This window comes from Wolbachia endosymbiont of Laodelphax striatellus, from assembly GCF_007115015.1.
Lineage (GTDB): Bacteria > Pseudomonadota > Alphaproteobacteria > Rickettsiales > Anaplasmataceae > Wolbachia.
In genome coordinates, this window is sequence record NZ_MUIX01000001.1 from 395,225 (window position 1) to 416,998 (window position 21,774).

Consider the following 21,774-nt stretch of genomic DNA (forward strand, 5'->3'; position numbering starts at 1 on the left):
CCTATTGAACAAACCCTATAATATCCTTGATCTTTTTTATATTGTTATTTGCAATCTCTGCTGCTTTTTCTGTACCTTCTTTTAATATTTTATGTAAATGGAGCTGATCCTTCAAAAGACCGTTCAACTTCTCACGTATGGGTGATATAACACTGATGATTAAGCCAGCTAACTCTTTTTTAAAGTGTTTCATATCATGTTTATTCACTTCTTCACACACTTTTTCCACATTTAAATCACTAAGCACTGAATAAATGTTTACCAAATTGTTTACTTCTGGACGGCACTTTAAAGTAGCAAAATCAAAGCCTAGAATTGAATCTGTTTTTGCTTTTTCTATTTTCTTGACAATCAAGTCATCTGTATCGTCAAGGTTAATGCATGAGTATTCTGAAGAATCAGATTTGCTCATCTTGCTTGCTCCATCTCTTAAGCTCATTATTCTTGATGTACAATCCAAAGTTAAGATTTCCGGTATGATGAAATGACTACATTTATAATGATTGTTAAAAGCTGATGCAATATCACGTGCAAGTTCTAAATGCTGTTTTTGATCATCGCCAACAGGAACATATCTAGTTTGATACAGCAATATATCCGCAGCCATAAGTACCGGGTAGCTATATAACCCAAGAGAAGCTTTTTGTTTATCGCTGCCAGCCTTATCTTTAAATTGAGTCATACGATTAAGCCAACCAATTGGTGTATAGCACCCCAGCAGCCAGCCCAATTCTGCATGACCACTAACTGCGGATTGATTGAAAATAATGGACTTTTCTGGATCTACTCCACATGCAATATAAGTTGCTGCTGCTTTGAAAATATTATTTTTTAATTCATTTGCGGGAAGCTTATTTGCTGTGATTGCATGCAGATCAACAACACAAAAAAGAGATTTATATTTATCTTGCAAGCCTATCCACTGCTTAATTGCACCAAGATAATTGCCCAAATGTAATACTCCACTTGGCTGAATACCTGAGAAGACAACTTCTGCCATACCTTGAGTGTTTTATTAGTTACTTTCGCAATCAGCAGATTTTTTAGAAAGAATAACCATTGCAGGACGAAGCAACCTATTTTTAATGGTATAACCAGTTTGTAGTACTTCTACAATAGTGCCAGGCTCTTTTTCATTATCTTCTCTTTCCACAACAGCTTGATGTAAATTGCTGTCAAAAGAGTTACCAATTGGATCTATTTCTTCTATTCCATGTTTTTTTAGATCACTCACAATCTTTTGGTGCGCCACTTTTATTCCTTCATGAATAGGATCATCATCTTTCAAGTTTTCCATTGCTTTTTTTAAATTATCACAAGAGTCGATCATATCACGTGCAAATTTTGTGACTGCATAATCACTTGCATCGCTAATTTGCTTTTGCATTATACGTTTAACGTTTTCATTATCCGCAACAGCGCGACGTAAATGATCTTCAAGCTGAACTGCACGTTCTTTTAATATATTAAGCTCTTCACTTAAATCACCTATTTGCTGATCTTCTTGGTCATCCCCTTTTCGTTTACTGACCATATCTGCAAATTTCTTTTTTTTCTCTTTATTACTATCTGACATATCATTCACCCTTACAAACTTAATAAATATATAACAATCAATCTAAAAATATCAAGCGTTAGCTATCCTTGTCTTTCTATGCTTGCATTTAAAAAGTCAATCAAAGCAGTTTTATAAAGAGAATCAGAAAAAGTATCAATATTACTTTGCGCCATATTAATATAGTGTTTAGCTTCTTCCATAGAAACATGAATGGCATTATGATGATTAATATGTTGTAATGCTTGGTCAAAATTGTGTCTAGCTGAAGAAAAAGATTTCTCCCAGAATTTTTGTTCTGATGGGCTGCCTTTTTCATATGCTATAATAGAAGGTAAAGTAACTTTACCTTCAAAGAAATCTTTTCCAAGTTGCTTTCCTAAAGTGCCTTGATTAGCAGTATAATCTAGCACGTCATCAATTATTTGGAATGCCATACCAAAATTAAACCCGAAATTCCTTAGCCTCTCTGTTTCGTCACTTGTGGCTCCAGATACTACTGATGCAGCCTCGCAGCATGCAGAAAATAAAGATGCTGTCTTTTCTCCAATGATATTAAAATAATTTTTCCTAATTGTGTTAGGGTCAAAACGCGTTGTCATCTGCTTTATCTCACCCTTGACAAGCAAATTAGATGCCTTAGATAAAATAGAGAGAACACTTAAATTCCCACATTCTATAAGCCATTTAAATGCTAAGGTCAATAATAGATCACCAACTAAAATGCTTGATTTATTTCCCCAAATTTTATTTGCTGTTGCAACTCCATGGCGTGCCTTACTTTCATCAAGCACATCATCATGAAGTAAAGTAGCGTTGTGTATAAATTCTACCGATGCAGCAATGTTGACTCTACTCTCTCCAGAGTAATTCAGCATTTTACACATAATAAAAATGAGCTTAGGCCTTATCTTTTTTCCTCCTGAATTAATAAGATGAGATGTAATATCGGTAGCAAGCTTAGTACCTTCATCATTGACATTTTTGAAGATAAAGTCATTCATAGCCAATAAATCAGAAGATACAATATCATCTAATTTACTACTTTTTGTTAAATCAGTGTTTAGCATTTAAGAGGACTTATGCTTCTTGCCCTTGTACTTTCTCAACTTTTTTCTTTTCTATTTTTTTCGATTCTGTTTCTAAATCTACTATGCCTTTTTTAATGAACCACATTACCCTTTCAGTTGCTTGCGCTCCTACACTTAGCCAATGTTTTAATCTATCAGCTTTTACCACAACACGATTTTTATTGTCTTTTGGCAACATTGGATCATATTGTCCTATTCTCTCAATAAAGCGCCCATCTCTTGGTGCTCGTGAGTCGGCTACAACTATCCTATAAAAAGGACGCTTCTTTGCCCCAAACCTTGCTAACCTTATTTTAACTGCCATGTCAACCTTTATTCATATATTAATTACAATTTAAATACAATAAACAGCTCAAGTCAAACTAATTGTACCTCTTTTACCTAAAAATACAATATAGCCCCCTCCAATCACTCATAAAAGGAAGATAATAAACTTTTTTATATATCATCAATCATAGCATGATTAACTTCTACTCTATACTTTGATTTTAGATAGCTAATTAACTGTTCCTTTAGCGATATCATCACACGTTTTCCGGTGTCAAGCATGTTTAATTTACCATTTGATGAATGCATTTGTTTTAGAACGCCTATTATAATTTCATTATTGTATTGAATAGGATCTGTTACCGAATTAGTTGTTTTCATATTGAAAATCTCTTCTATGAAAGAAAAAGGGTAGTTTTGTTCATTGCGTTGTATTTGCTGGCCTTTAACCAATTTTATACCTTGCATTTCTTCCAAATCTGTCTTTTCTCTTAGTTGAACTGCTACTTCTTGTCCCATTTTAAACATTCTTTCTTTTATAAATTCACTACGCCAAAGCTTTATGGCTGATTCCCTACTTTCTTCAAAACTTTGTAATTTAGGAGGAACGATATCACTGATTTTTACACCAACAACAGTATCTCCAACACCCTTAAAATAATTCTTCTGATCTTTCTCGCGTGAAAAAATGAAAGAAATGAAATCACTGGAATTTCCTACTTCATTACCACTTTGGTCTTTTCCACTAGCATCTACTGGACCAATGGTTTGTACAGGTAAATTGTAATTATTGGAGATTTCTTCAATCGTTGCACCATTGTATATCTTATAATTCACTTGATTTATGAAATCATTGACTTTTTCAAAAGACTTTTGATTGGTTAAAACTGACCTTATGTCTTTTTTTAAATCAACCAAGTCTTCATCAGAGATTTGATGTATGCTTTCTACCTTTATTACGTGCCATCCAAAATTGCTTGTTAAAACTTCACTTACTTCACCTGTTTTGAGAGCAAATACCTTTTCTCTCATATTTTCAGGTAAGAAATCCTTAGTTATATTATTTACTCTGGTTTCATCGAGTTTCACTTTATTAAACTCTTCTATTATTTGTTCAAATCTTGCTTTACTTTCTTCAAGTTCTCTTCTTGCTATTTCAGCTTTTTCTTTGGTAGGAAATATCACATTGAATATGTCTCTTTGATTTTTAAGTTCCTGATGTTCTATTATACTATCAACCTCTTCATCTGAAATTCTGATTTGATCTTCAAAATATTTTTGATCCAGAGAAATGTATTGCGCAGTTCGATACTCAGGGTAATAAAAATTGGACTTATTTCTTTCATACAAATCAAGTAAGGCTTGATCATCTGGTTCAGGAACGTCTGTAATTGCATCCTCAGTTATTTTAACAATATCAATTACTCTAGTTTGGTAGCGATTTTTGTATATCTGCTCATCAACACTCTCACCAAAAGTTACCGGATAATTATCTTTAAATAACGAAGTCATGAACATCATTGCAGGCAGGATTTCCTCTAGCTTTTCTATATATTCCTTTTCTGTTATATGCAGGCTATTTAGAGTTTGATTGAATTTATTATGGTCAAATTCTCCTTTATCGTCCTGAAAGTACTTGGTATTTTTTATATGGCTTTTGATAGATTCTTCTCCAACTTTTAATCCAAGTTCGCTAATTAGGTTAAACAATAGTTTTTGCTCTATAAGTGCGTTAAGTAAATCATATTTCAGCTTTTTTACTTGTTCTTTACTTACATCAGATCCAGAAATTTGCTTTTCATAATTTTGATATAGTAATTTATATTCATCTGATGTTATAACTTCCTTTCCTACTTTAGCTAATTCTTTCCTTTCATCATCATTTGATAAAAGATTGCCAATCCCCATAAAGATTAATAAGCAAACTAAAAGAAGAACGATTGCCTTGGTAAAAAAATTTCTAATACTCATTGTAAACTCAGTTAACTAACACTTAAATTTAGAATAGCAATAATTTAATCTTTGTAAATCTATTAACAAATTAGCTAATGTATGTAATATTGTAGTGTATTAAATTGAATGGAAGCTTATATTAACCTAAGAGATAAGAAATATAAACCAAAAAGCCATTGGATGACAAAGTTAATGCTTTTTTAGTTTTAATGGTTTATATTTTATCTCTATAGCAGTAAAGGAATATTAAAATGGGAGATACTTTTTTGATGTCAATGGAATCTTCTAAAGACAATAAGGATAGAAATCAACAATTTCTCATGCAAGTAGCTGCTTGGTTGGTTGATAACACTAGCTTAACTTTTAATCAAATAGCACAATGTTGCAAGTTATCCCTTGAAAAAGTACAAGACATAGCTGATGGGGAAATAGAAGTTGAAAAGTATGACCCTATTATTTCTGAAATAATTACTGAAAAAGAAATCGATAATTGCAAAAAAAATCCAAATCTTGTACCAAATTTGATTATAAAAAATATAAAAAGAGCAAAGAAGGTTAGCATTCTTGGCTTTGCTTCTACAGCAAGGCGTAGAGATAAACCTAATGCGATTTATTATTTGGTAAAAAAATTTCCTATCTTGAACAATAATGTTATAGCTAAGCTAGTTAGTACAACAAATTACACAGTTGAGCAGGTAAGAGATAGATCTCATCATAACATGCTCAATATCAAACCTCAAGATCCTGTACTACTTGGTTTATGTAGCCAGGAAAATTTAGAAGCGGAAGTAGAAAGAGCGAAAGTAGAAGAAGAGAAGAAACAAAGATTAAAAAATATAAATAATAGCTATTGATGATTCTCAAATCCTTGTACTTTGTTAACATTAAATTGACTTGACTTGTTAGTTTTTATCAGTATACTTTAAGTAAAGTATCTAGTTTAATAATAATTAAGCTTAAATACGCACTAAAAACTAGCTCAGCCTGATTTATTGTTTTATAGTCACATTTTAGGTTAGTAAGCATCAATTAAAATTTTTGGAGGATTATGACAACAATCAATGAAAATATCTTAGCAAAAGAAAAGGTTGTAGATCAACCTGAAAAAAGTGAACAAATTCATAATGCTAACGCAGTAAAACAAATGACCAGTGAAAGTGCTGAAAAACACAAGAAAACATTAGACCTGAGCGAATTGAAAGAAAAAACAGCAGAAGAATTGTTAGAGCTAGCTGAAGAAAGAAAAATTTCAACTAGTGGTAAAGGCAATGGCAGGATGCTAAAACAGGAAATAATATTCAGTTTAATGAAGAAAATGAGTGAAGAAGGAGGCATAACCACAGGAAGTGGAGTAGTCGAAATATTGCCTGATGGTTTTGGTTTCTTACGTTCAGCAAGTGCAAATTATGCTCCAAGTACCGATGATGTTTATATTTCTAATGGCCAAATAAAGAAGTTTAATTTACGTACAGGAGATATAGCATGTGGAGAAATAAGGCCACCTGGTGATAAGGAAAGATATTTTACTTTAACTAAGGTTCACAGTATAAACTCTACTGAAATCAGTGAATTAAGAAAGTACGTACATTTTGATAATTTGCTTCCACTTTATCCTGAAAAAAGCCTCATCCTTGAAAACAACAGTAGCAGAGATAATAAAGGAGATAATAAAAAAGATATAAACATGCGTGCTGTAGATATAGTTACACCTCTTGGAAAAGGACAAAGAGCATTGATAGTTGCTCCACCTCGTACAGGAAAAACGATATTGCTTCAGCAAATGGCTGACTCTATAGCTAAAAATCATCCTGAAATAAAACTAATAGTATTACTTATAGATGAAAGACCCGAAGAAGTAACAGATATGATACGCTCTGTAAAGGGTGAAGTGGTAAGCTCTACATTTGATGAACCTGCCTACCGTCATGTTCAGCTTGCTGAAATAGTAATAGAAAAAGCTAAAAGAATGGTCGAGCACAAAAAAGATGTAGTGATTTTGCTTGATTCTATAACTCGTCTTGCACGTGCTTATAATGCAGTCATTCCTTCGTCTGGAAAGGTTCTAACCGGCGGTGTAGATTCAAATGCGCTGCAAAGACCAAAACGCTTTTTTGGAGCAGCTCGTAATATTGAAAATGGTGGTTCTTTGACAATCATCGCTACAGCCCTTATAGAAACTGGTTCAAAAATGGATGATGTTATTTTTGAAGAGTTTAAAGGCACAGGTAATGCTGAAATTATACTAGATAGAAAACTTGCTGATAAACGTATATTCCCTGCTATTGATATTACAAAATCCGGAACAAGGAAGGAAGAGCTATTAGTTGATAAGGCCATACTAAATAAAATATGGGTATTGCGTAGGATACTTAATCCTATGGGATCTGTTGAAGCAATGGAGTTTTTACGTGACAAACTACTTTTAACAAAGAGCAATGCTGACTTTTTTAACTCCATGAATCACTAAAAGTAAGCCTATTATGATGGAGCAAAAAAGCAAAGTTCTCTTATAGCTAAAATAATTTGGATTTATCAAAATATATTAAGTTGGCAATCTACCTTAAGTTGCTATTCCAACTTATAGCACTGATTTTGATCAAAAATTTTATGTAGTCAGTTTATTTATAATCGATCTTCCAATGTCAGCCACTTAGATGACATCTTTTTGACTCTTAATATTAATATCAATTGTGTACCAGTGTTGAAATGACACACTCAAAAGGGGGTTGTATTTACTCTGAATCAGATGATAAATTAGATGCTTGGTAAGCGTAATTTGGAGCTTCCTGTGTAATGATTATATCATGAGCATGACTTTCTCTTAACCCTGATGAAGTAATAGTGACAAATTTGCAGTTTTTTTTCATCTCTTCTATATTACGGTTGCCAGTGTAACCCATTGCAGCTTGCAACCCACCAATTAACTGACAGATCACTCCTGAAGCTGGACCTTTAAAAGGAACTCTTGCTTCTACTCCTTGTGGAACTAAATCAAGTTTTGAATCTTGAAAATAACGGCTAGCTGACCCTCGTTTCATTGCACTAATAGATCCCATTCCTCGATATTCTTTATATGCTCTACCCTTATACATGATAATCTCACCTGGGCTTTCCTCAGTACCAGCAAAGATTGAACCTATCATCACAGTATCAGCACCAGCTGCAATAGCTTTTGCAACATCTCCCGAATATTTTATTCCACCATCAGCAATTAGTCTGACGTTTTTTGTTTTACAAACCTCTGCAATATTCTTGATCGCAGAGAATTGTGGCATACCAACGCCTGTAACTATTCTGGTAGTACAAATTGATCCTGGCCCTATTCCAACTTTCACTGTATCAACACCAGCATCAATCAACGCTTCAGCAGCCTCTTTTGTTGTGATATTTCCACCGATTAATTGAGTATTCGGATACATCTTTTTTATTTCCTTAATAGTGCTGATAACGTTCTGGGAATGACCGTGAGCGGTATCTACAATAACCACATCAACTTCTTCTTCGATCAAAGCTTCACATCTTTCTATACCGTCTTTTTTACCAGTACCAATTGCAGCGGCAACTCTGAGTCGACCTTTACTGTCTTTACATGAATTTGGATATCTATTGTATTTTTCGATGTCTTTAACTGTGATTAGACCTATGCAACAAGAATTTTCATCAACAACCAAAAGCTTCTCTATTCTATTTGCATGCAACAATTTCATTGCTGAGGCGCTGTTTACTGCCTGCTCTCGAACTGTTACTAACTTATCTTTTGTCATTACCTCGGAAACCTTTATATTCATGTTCTGGTCTTCAATAAACCTCACATCTCGATTAGTTAAAATTCCCACTAACTTGCGTTGATCAACTACAGGAATGCCGGAATAATTATACTCTCTCATTAATGAAACTGCTTCTGCAACTGTTTTATCTGGGGAAATTGTAATTGGGTTATACACGATCCAGCTTTCATATTTTTTCACCCTTCTTACTTCTAACACTTGTTCATCTATTGATAAATTCTTATGTATGCAACCTATTCCACCATGTTGGGCAATAGCTATTGCAAAACCTGATTCAGTGACAGTGTCCATTGCAGAGGATATGAGAGGGATATTTAGTTCTATATTATTTGTTAGATAAGTTCTTGTGTCTGCATCACGAGGCAATACATCAGAATAGGCCGGTAAGAGAAGTACATCGTCAAACGAATAACAAGCTTCCATTTTTTTCATATGCTTTATTTAAAGCTTATACGCCAATTAATGAAATTGCAATAGAACTTTTGCAAAATTAGCCTGGCTCCAGCTATTTTTAGATCAAAATAGGATAGAAGAGGGATGTAGCTCCTAATATATTTATCGCATAATTACATTATTTGCTAGCAAACAGAACTGCTCAATAGTTAAGCTTTCTGGACGTTCGTCTCCACTCAGTTTAGCATTCTCAAGAATAGTTGAGACATCACTAGTTATACTTTGCAAGCTATTTCTCAGCATCTTTCTTCTTTGAGCGAACACAGCACGTGTTATCTTTGTTAAGGTTTCCAAATTTACTGCAAATCTTGGAGTGGGTAAAGGTTTTACTGTAATTACTGAAGAATATACTTTTGGTCTTGGAAAAAACTCCTTAGGTTCAATATCAAATTCCTTTTTTATGTCGCATAGTAACTGGCTTAGCACTGATAGGGAACCATAATCTTTAGAATTAGGTTCTGCTGTAATACGCTCTGCTACCTCCTTTTGGAACATTAACGTCAAATTCGTAAAAAATTTTATATTATTTAACCACTTTAAAAATAACGCTACTGAGATATTGTAAGGCAAGTTAGCAATGACTTTGACTGGACATTCTACCAGCTCTTTTTCTACAACATTAAGTGCATCTGCTTCTATAATTCTATATTTTCCCTGATGCTCATTTAGCAATTGTTCGTGATGTTTCACTAAACTACTATCTTTTTCTATAGAAAGTAGAAACTTTGGATTATATGCCAATATTTCTCTTGTTAACGCACCATACCCAGGACCAATTTCAATAACATTAAAATCTTTCAGGCTACCAGCTAAGGCAACTATTCTTTTTATTATCTCATTTGATAAAATAAAATTTTGCCCTAGACTCTTTTTTGGCTTCAGTAAAAATTTTTTCATATGATCTTAGTATGCAGTATTTTAAAAATTAGTTGACGAAAATTCATCAATAATTGTATATTGTCAGTGTATTTAATGCCGGCTTAGCTCAATTGGTAGAGCAACTGACTTGTAATCAGTAGGTTGTCAGTTCAAGTCCGACAGCCGGCACTCTTACCCATACAAGTAAAGTTGATGTCTTTTTTAATAGTAGCAAATTGGAAAATGAATGGAACACGTTCTTCATTTGTTAACTTTATAGGCAAACTTAACAACAAGAGCAACGAGATTACCTCTAAATTAGTAATTTGCCCTCCTTTTACATCATTTCCAAGCAATATAGAGTTGAACGATAATATTAAAATAGGAGGACAGAATTGCCATCATAAAGAGTTCGGTTCTTACACAGGTGAAATTAGTGCAGGAATGTTGAAGGAACTAGGATGTAGTTACGTAATAATTGGACATTCTGAAAGGGCTCATGAAAAAGATAGTGAAATAAAACTCAAATCGAAAACAGCAATAGAATCAGTATTACACCCAATCATCTGTGTAGGTGAAAACTCAGAAGATTATAAAAATAAAAAAACAAAAGAAGTAATAGAATATCAATGCAAAAACCGTTTGCCAACACAAGGTGAATATACTGTAGCATATGAGCCAATATGGGCAATAGGCACAGGGTATGTGCCTAGCAACGATGCAATTTCTGAGGTGATAGAGGTAATAAAATTGTGCACTGGTAAAAAACACATTATATATGGTGGTTCAGTCAGTTCAGAAAATATAGAAAATTTGCTCAGTATTCCAAATTTATCAGGAGTTTTAATTGGCAGTGCAAGCTTAGATTTTGACCACTTTTATAAAATTACACAACAAGTTGAAAAAAAGTTTTCTCTTATTAATTCTAAAATCAGCAACTAAGAATCCTATAACAAATGACATCATTTCAGTGTCAAGTGTACAAACATCTAGTAAAATGACATAAAATACTCTTGCAAAGGCACCTATAGCTAACACGTCACACCGCGCGCAGCATAGATCCCGCTAACGCGTAGCGGAATGAAAAATTTATCGTTTTTCAAATCGTCAGTAAACCTAAGCTAATTTAGCTATAAAAAGAATAATAGACTAACAAAAAAAATTTGAATTGCGGGTTGCACATTCTTTATTTGTATGCGTAACGTTTACACATTCCAGCTTATTACTACACAATAGACGTACACTAAGCATACCTGCTATAGCTGCAACAACGCCAACAACTGCACTTTTTTTTACAATAGCAACAATGATTCCTGTAACAACACAAATAGAGGCCAATGCACCAGCAGTATACTTCAGTGCATTGAGTCTCTCTTCAGAATTTATTTGATTTAGGTAATTTTCAAATGTTTCCTTAGTTTCTTTATCTTGCATTTTGTTAATGTTGCCACAAAGCTCTTTAAATCTCCCCAGGTCTTTGTGTTTCAACCATAATACATCTTCCCTGATTACTTGATCATCCAATAAGTAATCAGACATTTTTACATCACTTCTCTTATCATTTGGTCTTTTAAGACATGGTACACTAAGTATTTCCCTTGTAAGATACGTACGAATAACTCCATGATTAATTAACATTGCATACAGCACAATATTTGATTTATTCTGTAGATTATTATTTACATCTTTATTTTTCAAACACAATATCAGACTAGTAATGCTAACATACTTCGAATCATCTTTTATGGAAGAGCGTAAAATGACTTCAACTGCTTTTAAGAAATGTCCATCATCATAAAAACTAGACCAAGAATGCGCACTATTACTAATTGCATTGTCTATAAGGAGGTAATAATATTTATAACTAGCTTCACACAAATTACTTTTATTTATAAGATTCACAAATCTTACTATATTTTCTGCCTTAGTCATGGTAATCAATTGTTGATATTAAATAATTTTAGAGTTGTTTCTAATTTCTTTAGAGTTGTTTAAAATTTCACTATAATAAAAGAAACTTAAAAAACTATTGACACCTTATTCCCCGGTGAACGCTCTATTTTGTTTTCCAACTCTAGTTCTAAAAGAGCCATTAGAGCTATGTCGGCAGAAAGTCCGCTTGCTAATATAAGTTCATCTATATCAACAGGTACAGAGTTAATATGATCAACTATAACAGATTTTGCCTGTTGTAATTTTTCTTGTTTTTGGTCAGCAACGTTATCAAATAGACTTTTTTGCTGAAGAGGTAAACTAAATCTCACGCTCTCTACTATATCATCAGCGGATTCAACAAGTTTAGCACCGTTCTTAATTAAATAATTACTACCACTACAGCGTAAATCTAAAGGGAATCCAGAAACTGCAAACACCTCTCTTCCTTGATTTAAAGCAAAATCTGCTGTTATTAGAGAGCCAGAACGTTTCGATGCTTCAATTACCACAACACCAAGTGACAGGCCAGATATAATTCGATTCCTTTGAGGAAAATACTGAGGCTTTGGTTTAGTAGCAAATGAAAGCTCAGTAATTACTAAACCACCGTTCCCAGTGATTTTTTTGTATAGATCAAAATTATCTTTTGGATACACCACATCAATTCCGCTTGCTGTAACAGCAATAGTGGGATGATTTTTGTATATTACACTGTTTGCTGCAGTGTCGATTCCCCTTGCAAGTCCAGAAACGATAATAAAACCAGCCTCGCTTAAATCAAGTGCCAACTTATTGGCAAAATTCCTTCCATTCATTGAAGAATTACGTCCACCGATTATTGCAATTATCTCACAACTTAATAATGATACATCACCAAGTGTAGTTATTACAGGAGGACAACCAGAGATATTCCTTAAAATGTCAGGGTAATCTGGATCACATGCTGGTATTATTTTGGCTCCAATTTTTTCTGCATTCTTAATTTCTTCTCGTGCATTTTGAATTCCATAATCCTTGCTAGTCAACTTATTAAGATATTTAAGCACTTCATCTAGCGACCCACATGCTCTCAGTATACTAAAGAACTTTACTGGTCCCACAGTTCTAGCCAAGCTCAGCCATATTTCTAATTCTTCGTTATTCAATTTATTTATCTTCATAAAATGCTTGAATTTCTTATTAATTTAGTGTACCCAAGATAATACAAATATACAGTGTTTTATGACGCATTTTGTTACAGATAAATGCATAAAATGTAAATATACGGACTGTGTGGAAGTATGTCCCGTTGACTGCTTCTATGAAGGTAAAAACATGCTCGTGATTAACCCAGATGAATGTATTGATTGCGGAGTGTGCATACCTGAGTGTCCGGTGGATGCAATTGTAACTGATGATTCCATAAAAGATATTTTAGAACTAGATGAAGAGTTGCTGAGCAGCGAACAAAAAACTTTCAAGTCATTTTACAACATAAACGTAGAATACTCACAAAAATGGCCAAATATCACAGCTAAAAAACAACCTCTCTATACTGCAGAAGAGTATAAGGAAAAAAAGGATAAAACAACTTATTTTGATGAAAATTTAGAATAATGCTACTGAAGGAAAAGAAACTTTTTGTATTTCAGGGTTGTTGTTTTTGGTTGCTGAAAATAGTTGCGTTACCTAAGTTGTTATGCTGATAAATTAGTATCGATTAACTTAAGGATTAAGGAAAAAGGCTTATTGACTTCTGAAATATTTGATTATAAAATTAGCTATTAGCATCAAATCTTGGGGGTAAGTTGTGAGTATAAACAAAAGAGAAACCATTAAAAAGATTGAAGGGTTACTTTTTCAAGTGAATGGTGATCTTGAAAAAACATGTGATCTATTATCAACAGTAGAGTTAACCGAAGATGATATTAAAATATTGCTGAAAGAGATGATAAAAGAGTATCATAGCTTATCTGAAAAGATTTCTTATAGTTGTGGAATTACTGCAGGCGGTGCACAAGATGCCAACGCAAACAGCTTCAACGAAGTTTTTAAGCTAGGTTCACAAGAGTTAGCATTAGCAATGATGTCAGATTTCAGAAAGTCTTATGATCAAGAATTATTTAAGAAATATAAAAAAGAAGAAATGTCTTATCCTGAAGGAGAAGGAATACAATTTATTAGAGAATTGAGAGTTCTAAGTAGAATACTTACTATATCTTTAATAAGGAAACTTGATGAAGTTTACAAGTTTACTCCAGAAGAAATTGAGCGTTTGAAGGAATATATGTTAGTTAGCAACTATGATACAAGCAAAAGTCTTTCTGATATAGACAAATATATGCATGCACTATCTGCCTTAATTAAAAACTCTTCACTTGATACAAAAAAGATATTTGAGCTAAATAATCGAATGATAATACACAATACAGCCTTAATTGATTTAGTAACTAGTGGAGTAGTGAAAAAAGAAGAAGCAAAAGAACAATCTGCTGAGGATTTAGAAAAGCTTGTCTGTGAACAGTATAAAGGTACAGCAAACATGCCAGTACCGTTGCCGAGCACGCTATTTGAAGTGGATAAAAAAAGTGCTTGAAGAAAGTAAGAAGGTCTTATAGTTAGCCAAAGTAGGTATTTAATAAGCTTAATGTAACCATTATATATGCTATATAGTAAAACATAGAATTCTTATGGTTCCAACTATAGCAATTTTAAGTGGTGGGTTTTCTTGTGAGAGAGAAGTGTCGCTTATGAGCGGAAAAGCAGTAAAGAAGGCACTTGATAGCCTTTCATATAATGCAATAGAAATAGATGTTGATAGCAACATTACTGAAAAGCTTAGAAAAATTAATCCGGGCCTTGCTTTTATTGCTCTACATGGACCTTATGGTGAAGATGGTTGTATTCAAGGTTTATTGGAAATCTTAGGTATAAAATATACACACTCCGGAGTTATGGCTTCGGCTGTTGCTATGAATAAAGTGATGTCAAAGCATATATTTCGATCCCTTAGTATCGACACTCCAAAAGGTTATGTAATTAGTCGAGAAGATCTGCTAAAAAATAATATTAAAATTGATTATCCGTACGTCTTAAAACCGATTAACGAAGGCTCAAGCATTGGAGTACACATGACTTTCTCACATGAGGATTACTTAGAGCTCAAAGATAACAGTTCTACTATAATGGAAAAGATGATAATAGAAGAATACATACCGGGTATAGAGTTACATACTGCTGTGTTGCTGAATGAAGCAATTGGCACTATGGAAATACGACCAAAAAATAAATTCTATGATTATGAAGCAAAGTATACAGATGGATTTGCAGAACATATATTTCCTGCTAAAATTCCTGACAACATATATAGAATGACCTTGGAACATGCACTAAAAGTTCATCAATTTTTAGGATGCAAAACTGTTTCCCGCTCAGACTTCCGTTATAATCCCCAAAATAACACTTTAAAAATGCTTGAGATTAATACACATCCTGGCTTTACTGAATTATCGTTAGTACCAGAAATTGCAAAATTGACAAAAGGAATTGATTTTAATGAATTAGTCAAAATTATTGTCGAAGACAGTTTACACCACCGGAGTATTAGAGATCAAGCTGATGTTGAACAATGTTACTAGAAGCCAAAGGAGTTTTTTGCGTAAGTGTGCCTTGGTTATTATCACTGCACTTTTCCTTACACTAGTACTTTATAGTTCACTTGATAAAATAACAAATCGATTCAATTACTACTTTACTTGGTGTAACGATCGCTTATCGAGCTTATTACTTAGCAATGGATTTTTAATCGACAAAGTAACCGTTACTGGAAACAAATTTACAAATGAACAGGACATTCTAAGTTTAGTAGACAGAACGCAACCTATTATGTACATATCCCTCTCAAAACTAACAGATAATATACAATCTGTAAGCAAATGGATAAAATATGTAAGAATTTACAGGATTTTGCCCAATACCTTACAAATTGATATAGATGAACATACACCTTTTGCTCTCTGGAAAGATGATAAAAGAACTTCAGTAATTGACTCTGAAGGTAAGGTGATCGTAAATGACTACCCGATAGATAACCTCGTTGTAATCAAAGGACAAAATTCGTTATCAAACCTAAAATTCATTAAAGATATACTAGAGAGAGAAACTCAATTAAGTGATCATATTTCTTCTTGTATTTATGTAGGAAATAGAAGATGGAATATCGTACTCGATGACAGTTCCATAGTAAAATTGCCTGAGGATAATCCTTATAGCGCATGGGATTATTTAAGCCACTTGCAAAATACAACCGACTTTACTTTTAGCAATTGGAGCATAATTGATATGCGTGTTGCTGATAAGATCTTTGTGAAGAAGTGATCTGCTCGGTGCTCCTTTTCATTTCATGCAAGTAGCCCTTACTTGCTCTTATCAGAGAAAACCCGTTTGATGTTCTGAAGGATTACGACAAACTGTGCAAAGGGGTTGGACCACCTGGATAGAAACTAAAAATGGTAGCGTTTTCCTCCAAAAGTGACCTCCATCATGCTTAATTGAAAAAACCAACGAAAAGTGCGACGATTATATTAGTTTTAGTATTAGAAAATTACTCTTACTTAAAAAATAGTAGAATAAAATCCTTTTATTTTTCTTTCTTTTAAGAAAAGTTATTCACAATTTTGTTAGAAACAATATATAAAAGGATATATTATAGTTTTTATAGTATATTCTTGATTTAACACTTTTAATTTTTTAATAGAAAATATTAATCTTAATATAGGTATAGGTACCAATACTCTAGGTATTGGTACCTGAAATATCTTCTTTTTTATTGTGATTAAATAACCATTGGCTCTAAAGAATCTGCCATAGACGATAATTGTTCGCTCTCAACAAGAAGATTGTTTGCAATATTTGTTAATTTTTCACTAAATGTTGGTTGTGGTAAATGATGTTGAAAGGTATCTGAATTAGTTAAACCACATCCAATTTTGCAAATTGACACTGACGCAAAATCTTTATCTTTTCCCCCTCTTAGACATATTTTCATACAATCATCGTATGTATGCTGTATTGTCGGCTCAGGCTGTATTGACTGATCATCTGACTTCTCTGGAGCTCTTCTTCCTTTCATCCATTCAACTATATTTCCAGAAACAAAACCTCTTTGTAATTGATTATCTGAATGATACGCCATAATATTCTCCTTAAAAATTTAATATAATTTTAACATATCAGTATTAATACTGATATGTTAAACCAAATTCCTCCCTATACCCTGACCAAGCCCACCCAGCATCTGATTGATAGCTAACCAGCGATCATTTATTGACCTGCCGTAGGAAGTGACCTTACCCATCGACAAACAAATTGTCAGATATTATAGCGCTAGTTGGATCAGCTCTCTGCTTCTCCTGAAAATAAGGTAAGTCAGTAAAAACAAGCTCAGGAGCAGCAGCATTGCCGTAACAGCACTTTAGCTCTGCAATGTAACGATCTTTGAGGTCGTCTACGTCAACAAAGTAGTAGATTTTATGGGGCAATGCACCGTTTTCATCAAGTTGCAGAGGATTTGGTGCTAGTACGACGTTTCCTTCTTTATTTTTGTAATAGGCATGACGAAGAGTTGTAGGACTCTTTTTGTCATAGAAATACATCCAGTAGCCAGCTGCTGGCATACCATCCCTATTCCTAATAATGTCCTGCAATACTATACTTAGTATTAACTTCTGTGTCATTTCTCCCTAACCTCAGCAAAAGCTAATGCTGGTATATACTCAACCTACCATAATCTGTCAATACAATTCTTTTTTGAAAAATATAGCCTCACACTTTTTAACCTGTATCTACTACAGAACAGACACTGAATCTGCAAGGATATGGAAACTATCTCCTATATTTTGTAATGTATTACTTATGATAGTAGATGCTGACTCTTGTGGAGTATGTTCAGGAGCTCCATAAAGCCTATCACATCCACCTTTGCACATTCCCCGAGGAATCCAGTGAGAGTGATTTGCTTCACATTTTCTGTGACAATCATAATTTGGATTAACTCCATATTGTGTTGATTGATCATCTGACTCCTCTGGAGCATTGAACTTAACATCTTTAAACCTTGTAAGATTTTCAAACATAACATTCTCCTTAAAAATTAATATATTAATATATCAGTATTAATATAATCACTTGGTTTTAATCTGCTATGAAGAAAATGTAGTCCACAAAGACATTCCTAACCTTCCAAAGACAATATGGTCAAGGATAAAAGAAATCGTAAAAGAGCGTCTTACACTTTCTCCCGAAAAGGCAGGTGATCCTTTACTTGGTGAGTTTAAAGGACATCGTAGAATACGATCTGGTGATTATCGTTTAGTTTATAGAATAAGTAAATTAGAACGTACAGTAATAATTACTGCGATAGAGCATAGAGAATACATCTATAAAAGTTAGAACCTTCCCATAAGCATAGTATATTACATTATACAGCCCTCCTTCCTGATCCATTCTTCACCTTAAACCGGAGGCTCCTCAAACTCAATATCTTGTTTTCGTCGCCTCTCCCAATAAGTTATATTATATTATATATATATAATATAACTTATAGTGGGGGGTACCCAAAAAAATGGTTTTTTTTGAGCTGAGCAAAGCCACCTAAGGTGAAGAATGGATCAGGAAGGAGGGCTGTATAATGTATATTTAATGTTTATATTTACTTTTTATAAATATCACATCTATGTCCTATCTCTGTGATGGTCACTATTTGTTCTAATTGATTTACTCTGTAAATCACACGGTACTCACCAACTCTTAACCTTCTACGTCCTTTTAAGCTGTGGTGCAATGGTTCACCGAGGTTTATTGGATCAACTGTAAGTCTTTCATTTATCGCATTTACGACCCTCAATCTTATTGTTTTTGGAAGGTCAGGAAGGTCTTTTCTAATAACTTTTCCTACGAAGATAATAGTGTATCCCAATCTACATCCTCACTTTTAATCATTTCTGCACCTTCGACATCACGCTCATCAGAAATTTTAGACACTAAAAAGTCTTCAATTTCAAGCTCTATTGCTTCTCTCAGTAGTTTTTCTGCTAATGCTTGAGCAGGTTGCTTAGTAAGTTCAGATAATTCAGCAAGATGCTGTAAAGTTTCTTTACTGAAAGCTAAATTAGCGTTTGCCATAGGTTTTACCAAGTTCTACTACTGCACAATTATACAACATTTTCATGAAATTTTCAATAAAGAATTATGTTGACAGATTATGGTAGGTTGGATATATACCATCATTGGCTTTTGCTGATGTTAGGGAGAAATGACACAAAAGTTAATACTAAGTATAGTATTGCAAGACATTATTAGGAATAGGGATGGTATGCCAGCCGCTGGCTACTGGATGTATTTCTATGACAAGAAGAGTCCAACAACTCTTCGTAATGCCTATTACAAAAACCAAGAAGGAAATGTCGTACCAGCACCAAATCCTCTGCAACTTGATGAAAACGGTGCATTGCCCCATAAACTCTACTATTTTGTTGACGTAGATGACCCTGAAGATCGTTACATCGTAGAGCTGAAGTGCTGTTACGGCAATGCTGCGGCTCCTGAGATTGTTTTTACTGACCTACCTTACTTTCAGGAGCAGCGCAGCGCTGATCCAACTAGCGCTGTAATATCTGATAATTTGTTTATCGATGGGCAGTTTAATATTGGTCTGCAGATTGATGATAGGGGGCAGGGACCAGGCTATGTTTCACCTTTGTTTTCACAGGTGCCAATTGCTGGACTTTCATGGCAGTTTGTAAGGATTTATGCTGATTCATTTGCTATGCAGGATAGAACTGATGTTGATAGGGTTTTCATTAAAGACGTTACTGAAGCTGAAAGAATCAATGAAGGCAATCCTCGTTTTTATTTAAATGTTATTTGTGAAAAAGCTAATGAGAAAAATCCGCCTCTGGAGAAAGCTGTAGTATTTAAACATTCTAATGCTTTGTGGAATGCAATTTCCGGAACATTTAAGCTAAAGTTTTATGCTTGGAGGGGTGGTGATGATATAGTTATTAAATTACTAGCAATTCGTGATTTTGGTGCAAAATCTTCAACACCGCCGAAAGCTCATGTAATAGATGAGTTTTTAATTGATTCTGATAGTCCACAGGTTTACTCATCTAGTTTAGGTTTAATTGACTTTGTCATACCTGCAGATATTGGTGATGATCAAAGTTTGACGTTGAAATTTCTATTACCAACGAATCGGACATTTAATTTTAAAGCAACAAATTTTTATTGCGCGGAAACTTCTGCACCAATTTCGGTTGTTGATTTTAAATATCCCACACAAAATTCTGATTTTGCAAAATCTAAATTATTATTTTCATCATTTAAAGCAAACAAATATAGCATTGATAACAATTACAATGAGCTAGTTTTTGCAATTGATGGTCTTAAGTTTGTCGATAATATCGGCGAACTAGTTTCCTATCCAAAAGGAGCAAAAGTTGATGAGGGAAAAATAAATCTACTCAAGTGCGATGGTCGCACTCTTGATTCAACTGACATTAGTCCGCTCGGCATTGAATACAAAAGGCTATATGAAAAACTAGATCATGCGCCAGTGAACTTTGATATGCTGCAAACCAAAGATGTACCAAATTGGTTCAATGCGATATCCAGTGAGTACATTAAAAGGTTCGCTCTAAACAATAAAGTTAAAGTTGCTTTTGATGGAGATGGAGTAGTAAGTAGGAAGCCTGAAGGTAACGATATAGGTCATCTGTGGCTAGAAACTACGTTTCATGCTAATTCAGATGTTAACTATGACTTTCAGTATGTTGCAGCAGCAAGTAGCATGGATCTCACTACTTGTTGTCACTGTTTTGATATTACTGCTGATTATTTAAGTATTGACACTCGAATGACTAATAATGGCCTAGGAAAAGTAGGTTTTGCGGATTCTAATCTTGATTTTCCGGGTTATTTTAAGGTTCAAAATGACTTAAATAGATTTCGGTATACTCCAACTGAAAGTGTATCATATAAAAAAGGCATTGATAAAGTAGTTAAGCAGACTAAAGCACATTATTCTGTCAAAGAAAATTTTTTTTATTTAACAGTAAATCTTAATTATCAAGAGCCTGAGTATCCTTCTGGTTTATCTGGATTTTTTACTCCAGTTAATTTTAGTAGTAGAGTTTATAATATTGGTTTTCCTTTAGTTATACCGCAAGATAGTTCCACTTTTTTGCAAGAAAGTTCTAATGCTACTAATTATTGCACTTCTCAAAACTATTTCCTATTTTCACCATGGTATGTGAATTCAATGTCTTTAGTAGGTTTCACAGATATTTATAGTAGTTCTTCTAGTGATGCTTATTCTACTAGAATTTATACTACTCAGGAAAATAAGAATATGATTATACCAATAAAAACGTGGAATAATTATATTATTTACAAACAATCAGCAACTGAGAAAAGAATACCAGGAAAACCGAATGTGCTGTTTGCTGAAAAAAACTCAGTGATAACCTATGCTATGCAGCATAAGGCGCTGTTTACGCAAAGGTGCCTCTATGTGATCAAATTTAAAGAAGTGAAAGCAGGAGACTATATCGGTCTTAAAAGAGAGGCTAACACTGGTAAAGGTTTTGACACTTTAATCTGGTGGAGTGTTGACGGTAGTGGAAAACCACCATCTGATGTCACTGCTAGGGAATTTAGAGAAATCAAAGCAACAAAAAGTACAACTGTGGAAGAGCTCGCAGACATGATTGCGAGTGATATTAACGATAAGGGAACAACGATATTCCACATTCCTAATATCAATGACAAAACTTACGACTATTACTGACCTTACCCAGAAAAAGTAGACAGAAAGTTAAGACGTTTTTGAAGTAAA

General features: G+C 33.8%; 23 protein-coding genes and 1 tRNA gene. 10 read left to right on the forward strand and 14 right to left on the reverse strand.

Annotated elements, in window-relative coordinates; genetic code table 11:
• Position 1: 1 nt before the first annotated feature.
• The 5 genes from trpS to BVG17_RS01840 form a co-directional block, all read right to left on the reverse strand.
• Positions 2–1,000, reverse strand: a complete 999-nt coding sequence (trpS, locus tag BVG17_RS01820; RefSeq protein WP_063630592.1) for a tryptophan--tRNA ligase — start codon at positions 998–1,000, stop codon at positions 2–4.
• Positions 1,001–1,015: 15 nt separating this feature from the next.
• Complete coding sequence (locus BVG17_RS01825) at positions 1,016–1,576, reverse strand: nucleotide exchange factor GrpE (RefSeq protein ID WP_017531799.1); 561 nt, start codon at positions 1,574–1,576, stop codon at positions 1,016–1,018.
• A 62-nt stretch (positions 1,577–1,638) separates the two neighbouring features.
• The gene (locus BVG17_RS01830) at positions 1,639–2,625 is read right to left on the reverse strand and encodes a polyprenyl synthetase family protein (protein ID WP_063630593.1); all 987 of its coding nucleotides are present in this window, start codon (positions 2,623–2,625) and stop codon (positions 1,639–1,641) included.
• 10 nt (positions 2,626–2,635) lie between these two features.
• Entirely contained in the window at positions 2,636–2,950 is a 315-nt protein-coding gene (rpsP, locus tag BVG17_RS01835; protein ID WP_006015540.1) for a 30S ribosomal protein S16, read from the reverse strand.
• Positions 2,951–3,084: 134 nt separating this feature from the next.
• The gene (locus tag BVG17_RS01840; protein ID WP_063630594.1) at positions 3,085–4,884 is read right to left on the reverse strand and encodes a peptidylprolyl isomerase; all 1,800 of its coding nucleotides are present in this window, start codon (positions 4,882–4,884) and stop codon (positions 3,085–3,087) included.
• A 233-nt stretch (positions 4,885–5,117) separates the two neighbouring features.
• Here BVG17_RS01840 and BVG17_RS01845 point away from each other — a divergent pair, with 233 nt between their 5' ends.
• Positions 5,118–5,720, forward strand: a complete 603-nt coding sequence (locus BVG17_RS01845; protein ID WP_063630595.1) for a cell cycle transcriptional regulator TrcR — start codon at positions 5,118–5,120, stop codon at positions 5,718–5,720.
• 194 nt (positions 5,721–5,914) lie between these two features.
• Positions 5,915–7,333 (forward strand): transcription termination factor Rho, encoded by a 1,419-nt coding sequence (gene rho, locus BVG17_RS01850; RefSeq protein WP_063630596.1) that lies wholly within the window; start codon positions 5,915–5,917, stop codon positions 7,331–7,333.
• Positions 7,334–7,598: 265 nt separating this feature from the next.
• Here rho and guaB read toward each other — a convergent pair whose 3' ends face one another.
• Positions 7,599–9,086: an IMP dehydrogenase gene (gene guaB, locus BVG17_RS01855; RefSeq protein ID WP_063630597.1), complete on the reverse strand. Its 1,488-nt coding sequence runs from the start codon at positions 9,084–9,086 to the stop codon at positions 7,599–7,601.
• A gap of 123 nt (positions 9,087–9,209) precedes the next feature.
• Positions 9,210–10,004, reverse strand: coding sequence for a 16S rRNA (adenine(1518)-N(6)/adenine(1519)-N(6))-dimethyltransferase RsmA (gene rsmA, locus BVG17_RS01860; protein WP_017531806.1), 795 nt, complete (start codon positions 10,002–10,004; stop codon positions 9,210–9,212).
• A gap of 77 nt (positions 10,005–10,081) precedes the next feature.
• Between rsmA and BVG17_RS01865 the strand changes: the two genes are divergently transcribed.
• Positions 10,082–10,154 (forward strand) — tRNA-Thr (locus tag BVG17_RS01865).
• A gap of 24 nt (positions 10,155–10,178) precedes the next feature.
• On the forward strand, positions 10,179–10,907 hold the full coding sequence (locus BVG17_RS01870) for a triosephosphate isomerase (protein ID WP_017531807.1): 729 nt from the start codon (positions 10,179–10,181) through the stop codon (positions 10,905–10,907).
• Between the two features lie 207 nt (positions 10,908–11,114).
• On the opposite strand, the gene BVG17_RS01875 is transcribed toward BVG17_RS01870, so the two are convergent.
• Positions 11,115–11,897 carry a hypothetical protein gene (locus BVG17_RS01875; protein WP_017531808.1) on the reverse strand — a complete coding sequence of 261 codons (783 nt, stop codon included), beginning with the start codon at positions 11,895–11,897 and terminating at the stop codon, positions 11,115–11,117.
• A gap of 86 nt (positions 11,898–11,983) precedes the next feature.
• A complete protein-coding gene (dprA, locus tag BVG17_RS01880; protein ID WP_063630599.1) occupies positions 11,984–13,060 on the reverse strand; it encodes a DNA-processing protein DprA in 1,077 nt (358 codons plus the stop codon).
• Positions 13,061–13,121: 61 nt separating this feature from the next.
• On the opposite strand from dprA, the gene BVG17_RS01885 reads away from it, so the two are divergent.
• From BVG17_RS01885 to BVG17_RS01900, 4 genes are all read left to right on the forward strand, one after another.
• Positions 13,122–13,496, forward strand: coding sequence for a ferredoxin family protein (locus BVG17_RS01885; RefSeq protein ID WP_063630600.1), 375 nt, complete (start codon positions 13,122–13,124; stop codon positions 13,494–13,496).
• Positions 13,497–13,689: 193 nt separating this feature from the next.
• A complete protein-coding gene (locus tag BVG17_RS01890) occupies positions 13,690–14,475 on the forward strand; it encodes a hypothetical protein (protein ID WP_063630601.1) in 786 nt (261 codons plus the stop codon).
• An 88-nt stretch (positions 14,476–14,563) separates the two neighbouring features.
• Positions 14,564–15,517, forward strand: coding sequence for a D-alanine--D-alanine ligase (locus BVG17_RS01895; RefSeq protein ID WP_063630602.1), 954 nt, complete (start codon positions 14,564–14,566; stop codon positions 15,515–15,517).
• Complete coding sequence (locus BVG17_RS01900; protein WP_063630603.1) at positions 15,498–16,256, forward strand: cell division protein FtsQ/DivIB; 759 nt, start codon at positions 15,498–15,500, stop codon at positions 16,254–16,256. The genes BVG17_RS01895 and BVG17_RS01900 overlap by 20 nt, the downstream gene beginning before the upstream one ends.
• Before the next feature lie 457 nt (positions 16,257–16,713).
• Here the strand turns inward: BVG17_RS01900 and BVG17_RS01905 are convergent, their stop codons facing one another.
• The 3 genes from BVG17_RS01905 to BVG17_RS01915 all read right to left on the reverse strand — a co-directional run bounded on the left by BVG17_RS01905 (position 16,714) and on the right by BVG17_RS01915 (position 18,013).
• Entirely contained in the window at positions 16,714–17,073 is a 360-nt protein-coding gene (locus tag BVG17_RS01905) for a hypothetical protein (RefSeq protein ID WP_017531816.1), read from the reverse strand.
• A gap of 154 nt (positions 17,074–17,227) precedes the next feature.
• Positions 17,228–17,614, reverse strand: coding sequence for a hypothetical protein (locus tag BVG17_RS01910; protein WP_063630604.1), 387 nt, complete (start codon positions 17,612–17,614; stop codon positions 17,228–17,230).
• Between the two features lie 111 nt (positions 17,615–17,725).
• A complete protein-coding gene (locus BVG17_RS01915) occupies positions 17,726–18,013 on the reverse strand; it encodes a hypothetical protein (protein ID WP_063630605.1) in 288 nt (95 codons plus the stop codon).
• Between the two features lie 52 nt (positions 18,014–18,065).
• Here BVG17_RS01915 and BVG17_RS01920 point away from each other — a divergent pair, with 52 nt between their 5' ends.
• Positions 18,066–18,329, forward strand: coding sequence for a type II toxin-antitoxin system RelE family toxin (locus BVG17_RS01920; protein ID WP_063630606.1), 264 nt, complete (start codon positions 18,066–18,068; stop codon positions 18,327–18,329).
• 259 nt (positions 18,330–18,588) lie between these two features.
• On the opposite strand, the gene BVG17_RS01925 is transcribed toward BVG17_RS01920, so the two are convergent.
• Both BVG17_RS01925 and BVG17_RS01930 read right to left on the reverse strand, forming a co-directional pair.
• On the reverse strand, positions 18,589–18,855 hold the full coding sequence (locus BVG17_RS01925) for a type II toxin-antitoxin system RelE family toxin (protein WP_063630607.1): 267 nt from the start codon (positions 18,853–18,855) through the stop codon (positions 18,589–18,591).
• Positions 18,831–19,061, reverse strand: a complete 231-nt coding sequence (locus tag BVG17_RS01930; protein WP_063630608.1) for a hypothetical protein — start codon at positions 19,059–19,061, stop codon at positions 18,831–18,833. The genes BVG17_RS01925 and BVG17_RS01930 overlap by 25 nt, the downstream gene beginning before the upstream one ends.
• 130 nt (positions 19,062–19,191) lie before the next feature.
• Here BVG17_RS01930 and BVG17_RS01935 point away from each other — a divergent pair, with 130 nt between their 5' ends.
• Positions 19,192–21,726, forward strand: a complete 2,535-nt coding sequence (locus BVG17_RS01935) for a hypothetical protein (protein WP_063630609.1) — start codon at positions 19,192–19,194, stop codon at positions 21,724–21,726.
• The last annotated feature ends 48 nt before the right edge of the window (positions 21,727–21,774 follow it).

Bases quoted from the DNA above. Each gene is read 5' to 3' on its own strand.
- trpS (WP_063630592.1), bottom strand. From the start codon at position 1,000: ATGGCAGAAGTTGTCTTCTCAGGTATTCAGCCAAGTGGAGTATTACAT.
- BVG17_RS01825 (WP_017531799.1), bottom strand. From the start codon at position 1,576: ATGTCAGATAGTAATAAAGAGAAAAAAAAGAAATTTGCAGATATGGTC.
- BVG17_RS01830 (WP_063630593.1), bottom strand. From the start codon at position 2,625: ATGCTAAACACTGATTTAACAAAAAGTAGTAAATTAGATGATATTGTA.
- rpsP (WP_006015540.1), bottom strand. From the start codon at position 2,950: ATGGCAGTTAAAATAAGGTTAGCAAGGTTTGGGGCAAAGAAGCGTCCT.
- BVG17_RS01840 (WP_063630594.1), bottom strand. From the start codon at position 4,884: ATGAGTATTAGAAATTTTTTTACCAAGGCAATCGTTCTTCTTTTAGTT.
- BVG17_RS01845 (WP_063630595.1), top strand. From the start codon at position 5,118: ATGGGAGATACTTTTTTGATGTCAATGGAATCTTCTAAAGACAATAAG.
- rho (WP_063630596.1), top strand. From the start codon at position 5,915: ATGACAACAATCAATGAAAATATCTTAGCAAAAGAAAAGGTTGTAGAT.
- guaB (WP_063630597.1), bottom strand. From the start codon at position 9,086: ATGAAAAAAATGGAAGCTTGTTATTCGTTTGACGATGTACTTCTCTTA.
- rsmA (WP_017531806.1), bottom strand. From the start codon at position 10,004: ATGAAAAAATTTTTACTGAAGCCAAAAAAGAGTCTAGGGCAAAATTTT.
- BVG17_RS01870 (WP_017531807.1), top strand. From the start codon at position 10,179: ATGTCTTTTTTAATAGTAGCAAATTGGAAAATGAATGGAACACGTTCT.
- BVG17_RS01875 (WP_017531808.1), bottom strand. From the start codon at position 11,897: ATGACTAAGGCAGAAAATATAGTAAGATTTGTGAATCTTATAAATAAA.
- dprA (WP_063630599.1), bottom strand. From the start codon at position 13,060: ATGAAGATAAATAAATTGAATAACGAAGAATTAGAAATATGGCTGAGC.
- BVG17_RS01885 (WP_063630600.1), top strand. From the start codon at position 13,122: ATGACGCATTTTGTTACAGATAAATGCATAAAATGTAAATATACGGAC.
- BVG17_RS01900 (WP_063630603.1), top strand. From the start codon at position 15,498: ATGTTGAACAATGTTACTAGAAGCCAAAGGAGTTTTTTGCGTAAGTGT.
- BVG17_RS01905 (WP_017531816.1), bottom strand. From the start codon at position 17,073: ATGGCGTATCATTCAGATAATCAATTACAAAGAGGTTTTGTTTCTGGA.
- BVG17_RS01910 (WP_063630604.1), bottom strand. From the start codon at position 17,614: ATGACACAGAAGTTAATACTAAGTATAGTATTGCAGGACATTATTAGG.
- BVG17_RS01915 (WP_063630605.1), bottom strand. From the start codon at position 18,013: ATGTTTGAAAATCTTACAAGGTTTAAAGATGTTAAGTTCAATGCTCCA.
- BVG17_RS01930 (WP_063630608.1), bottom strand. From the start codon at position 19,061: ATGGCAAACGCTAATTTAGCTTTCAGTAAAGAAACTTTACAGCATCTT.
- BVG17_RS01935 (WP_063630609.1), top strand. From the start codon at position 19,192: ATGACACAAAAGTTAATACTAAGTATAGTATTGCAAGACATTATTAGG.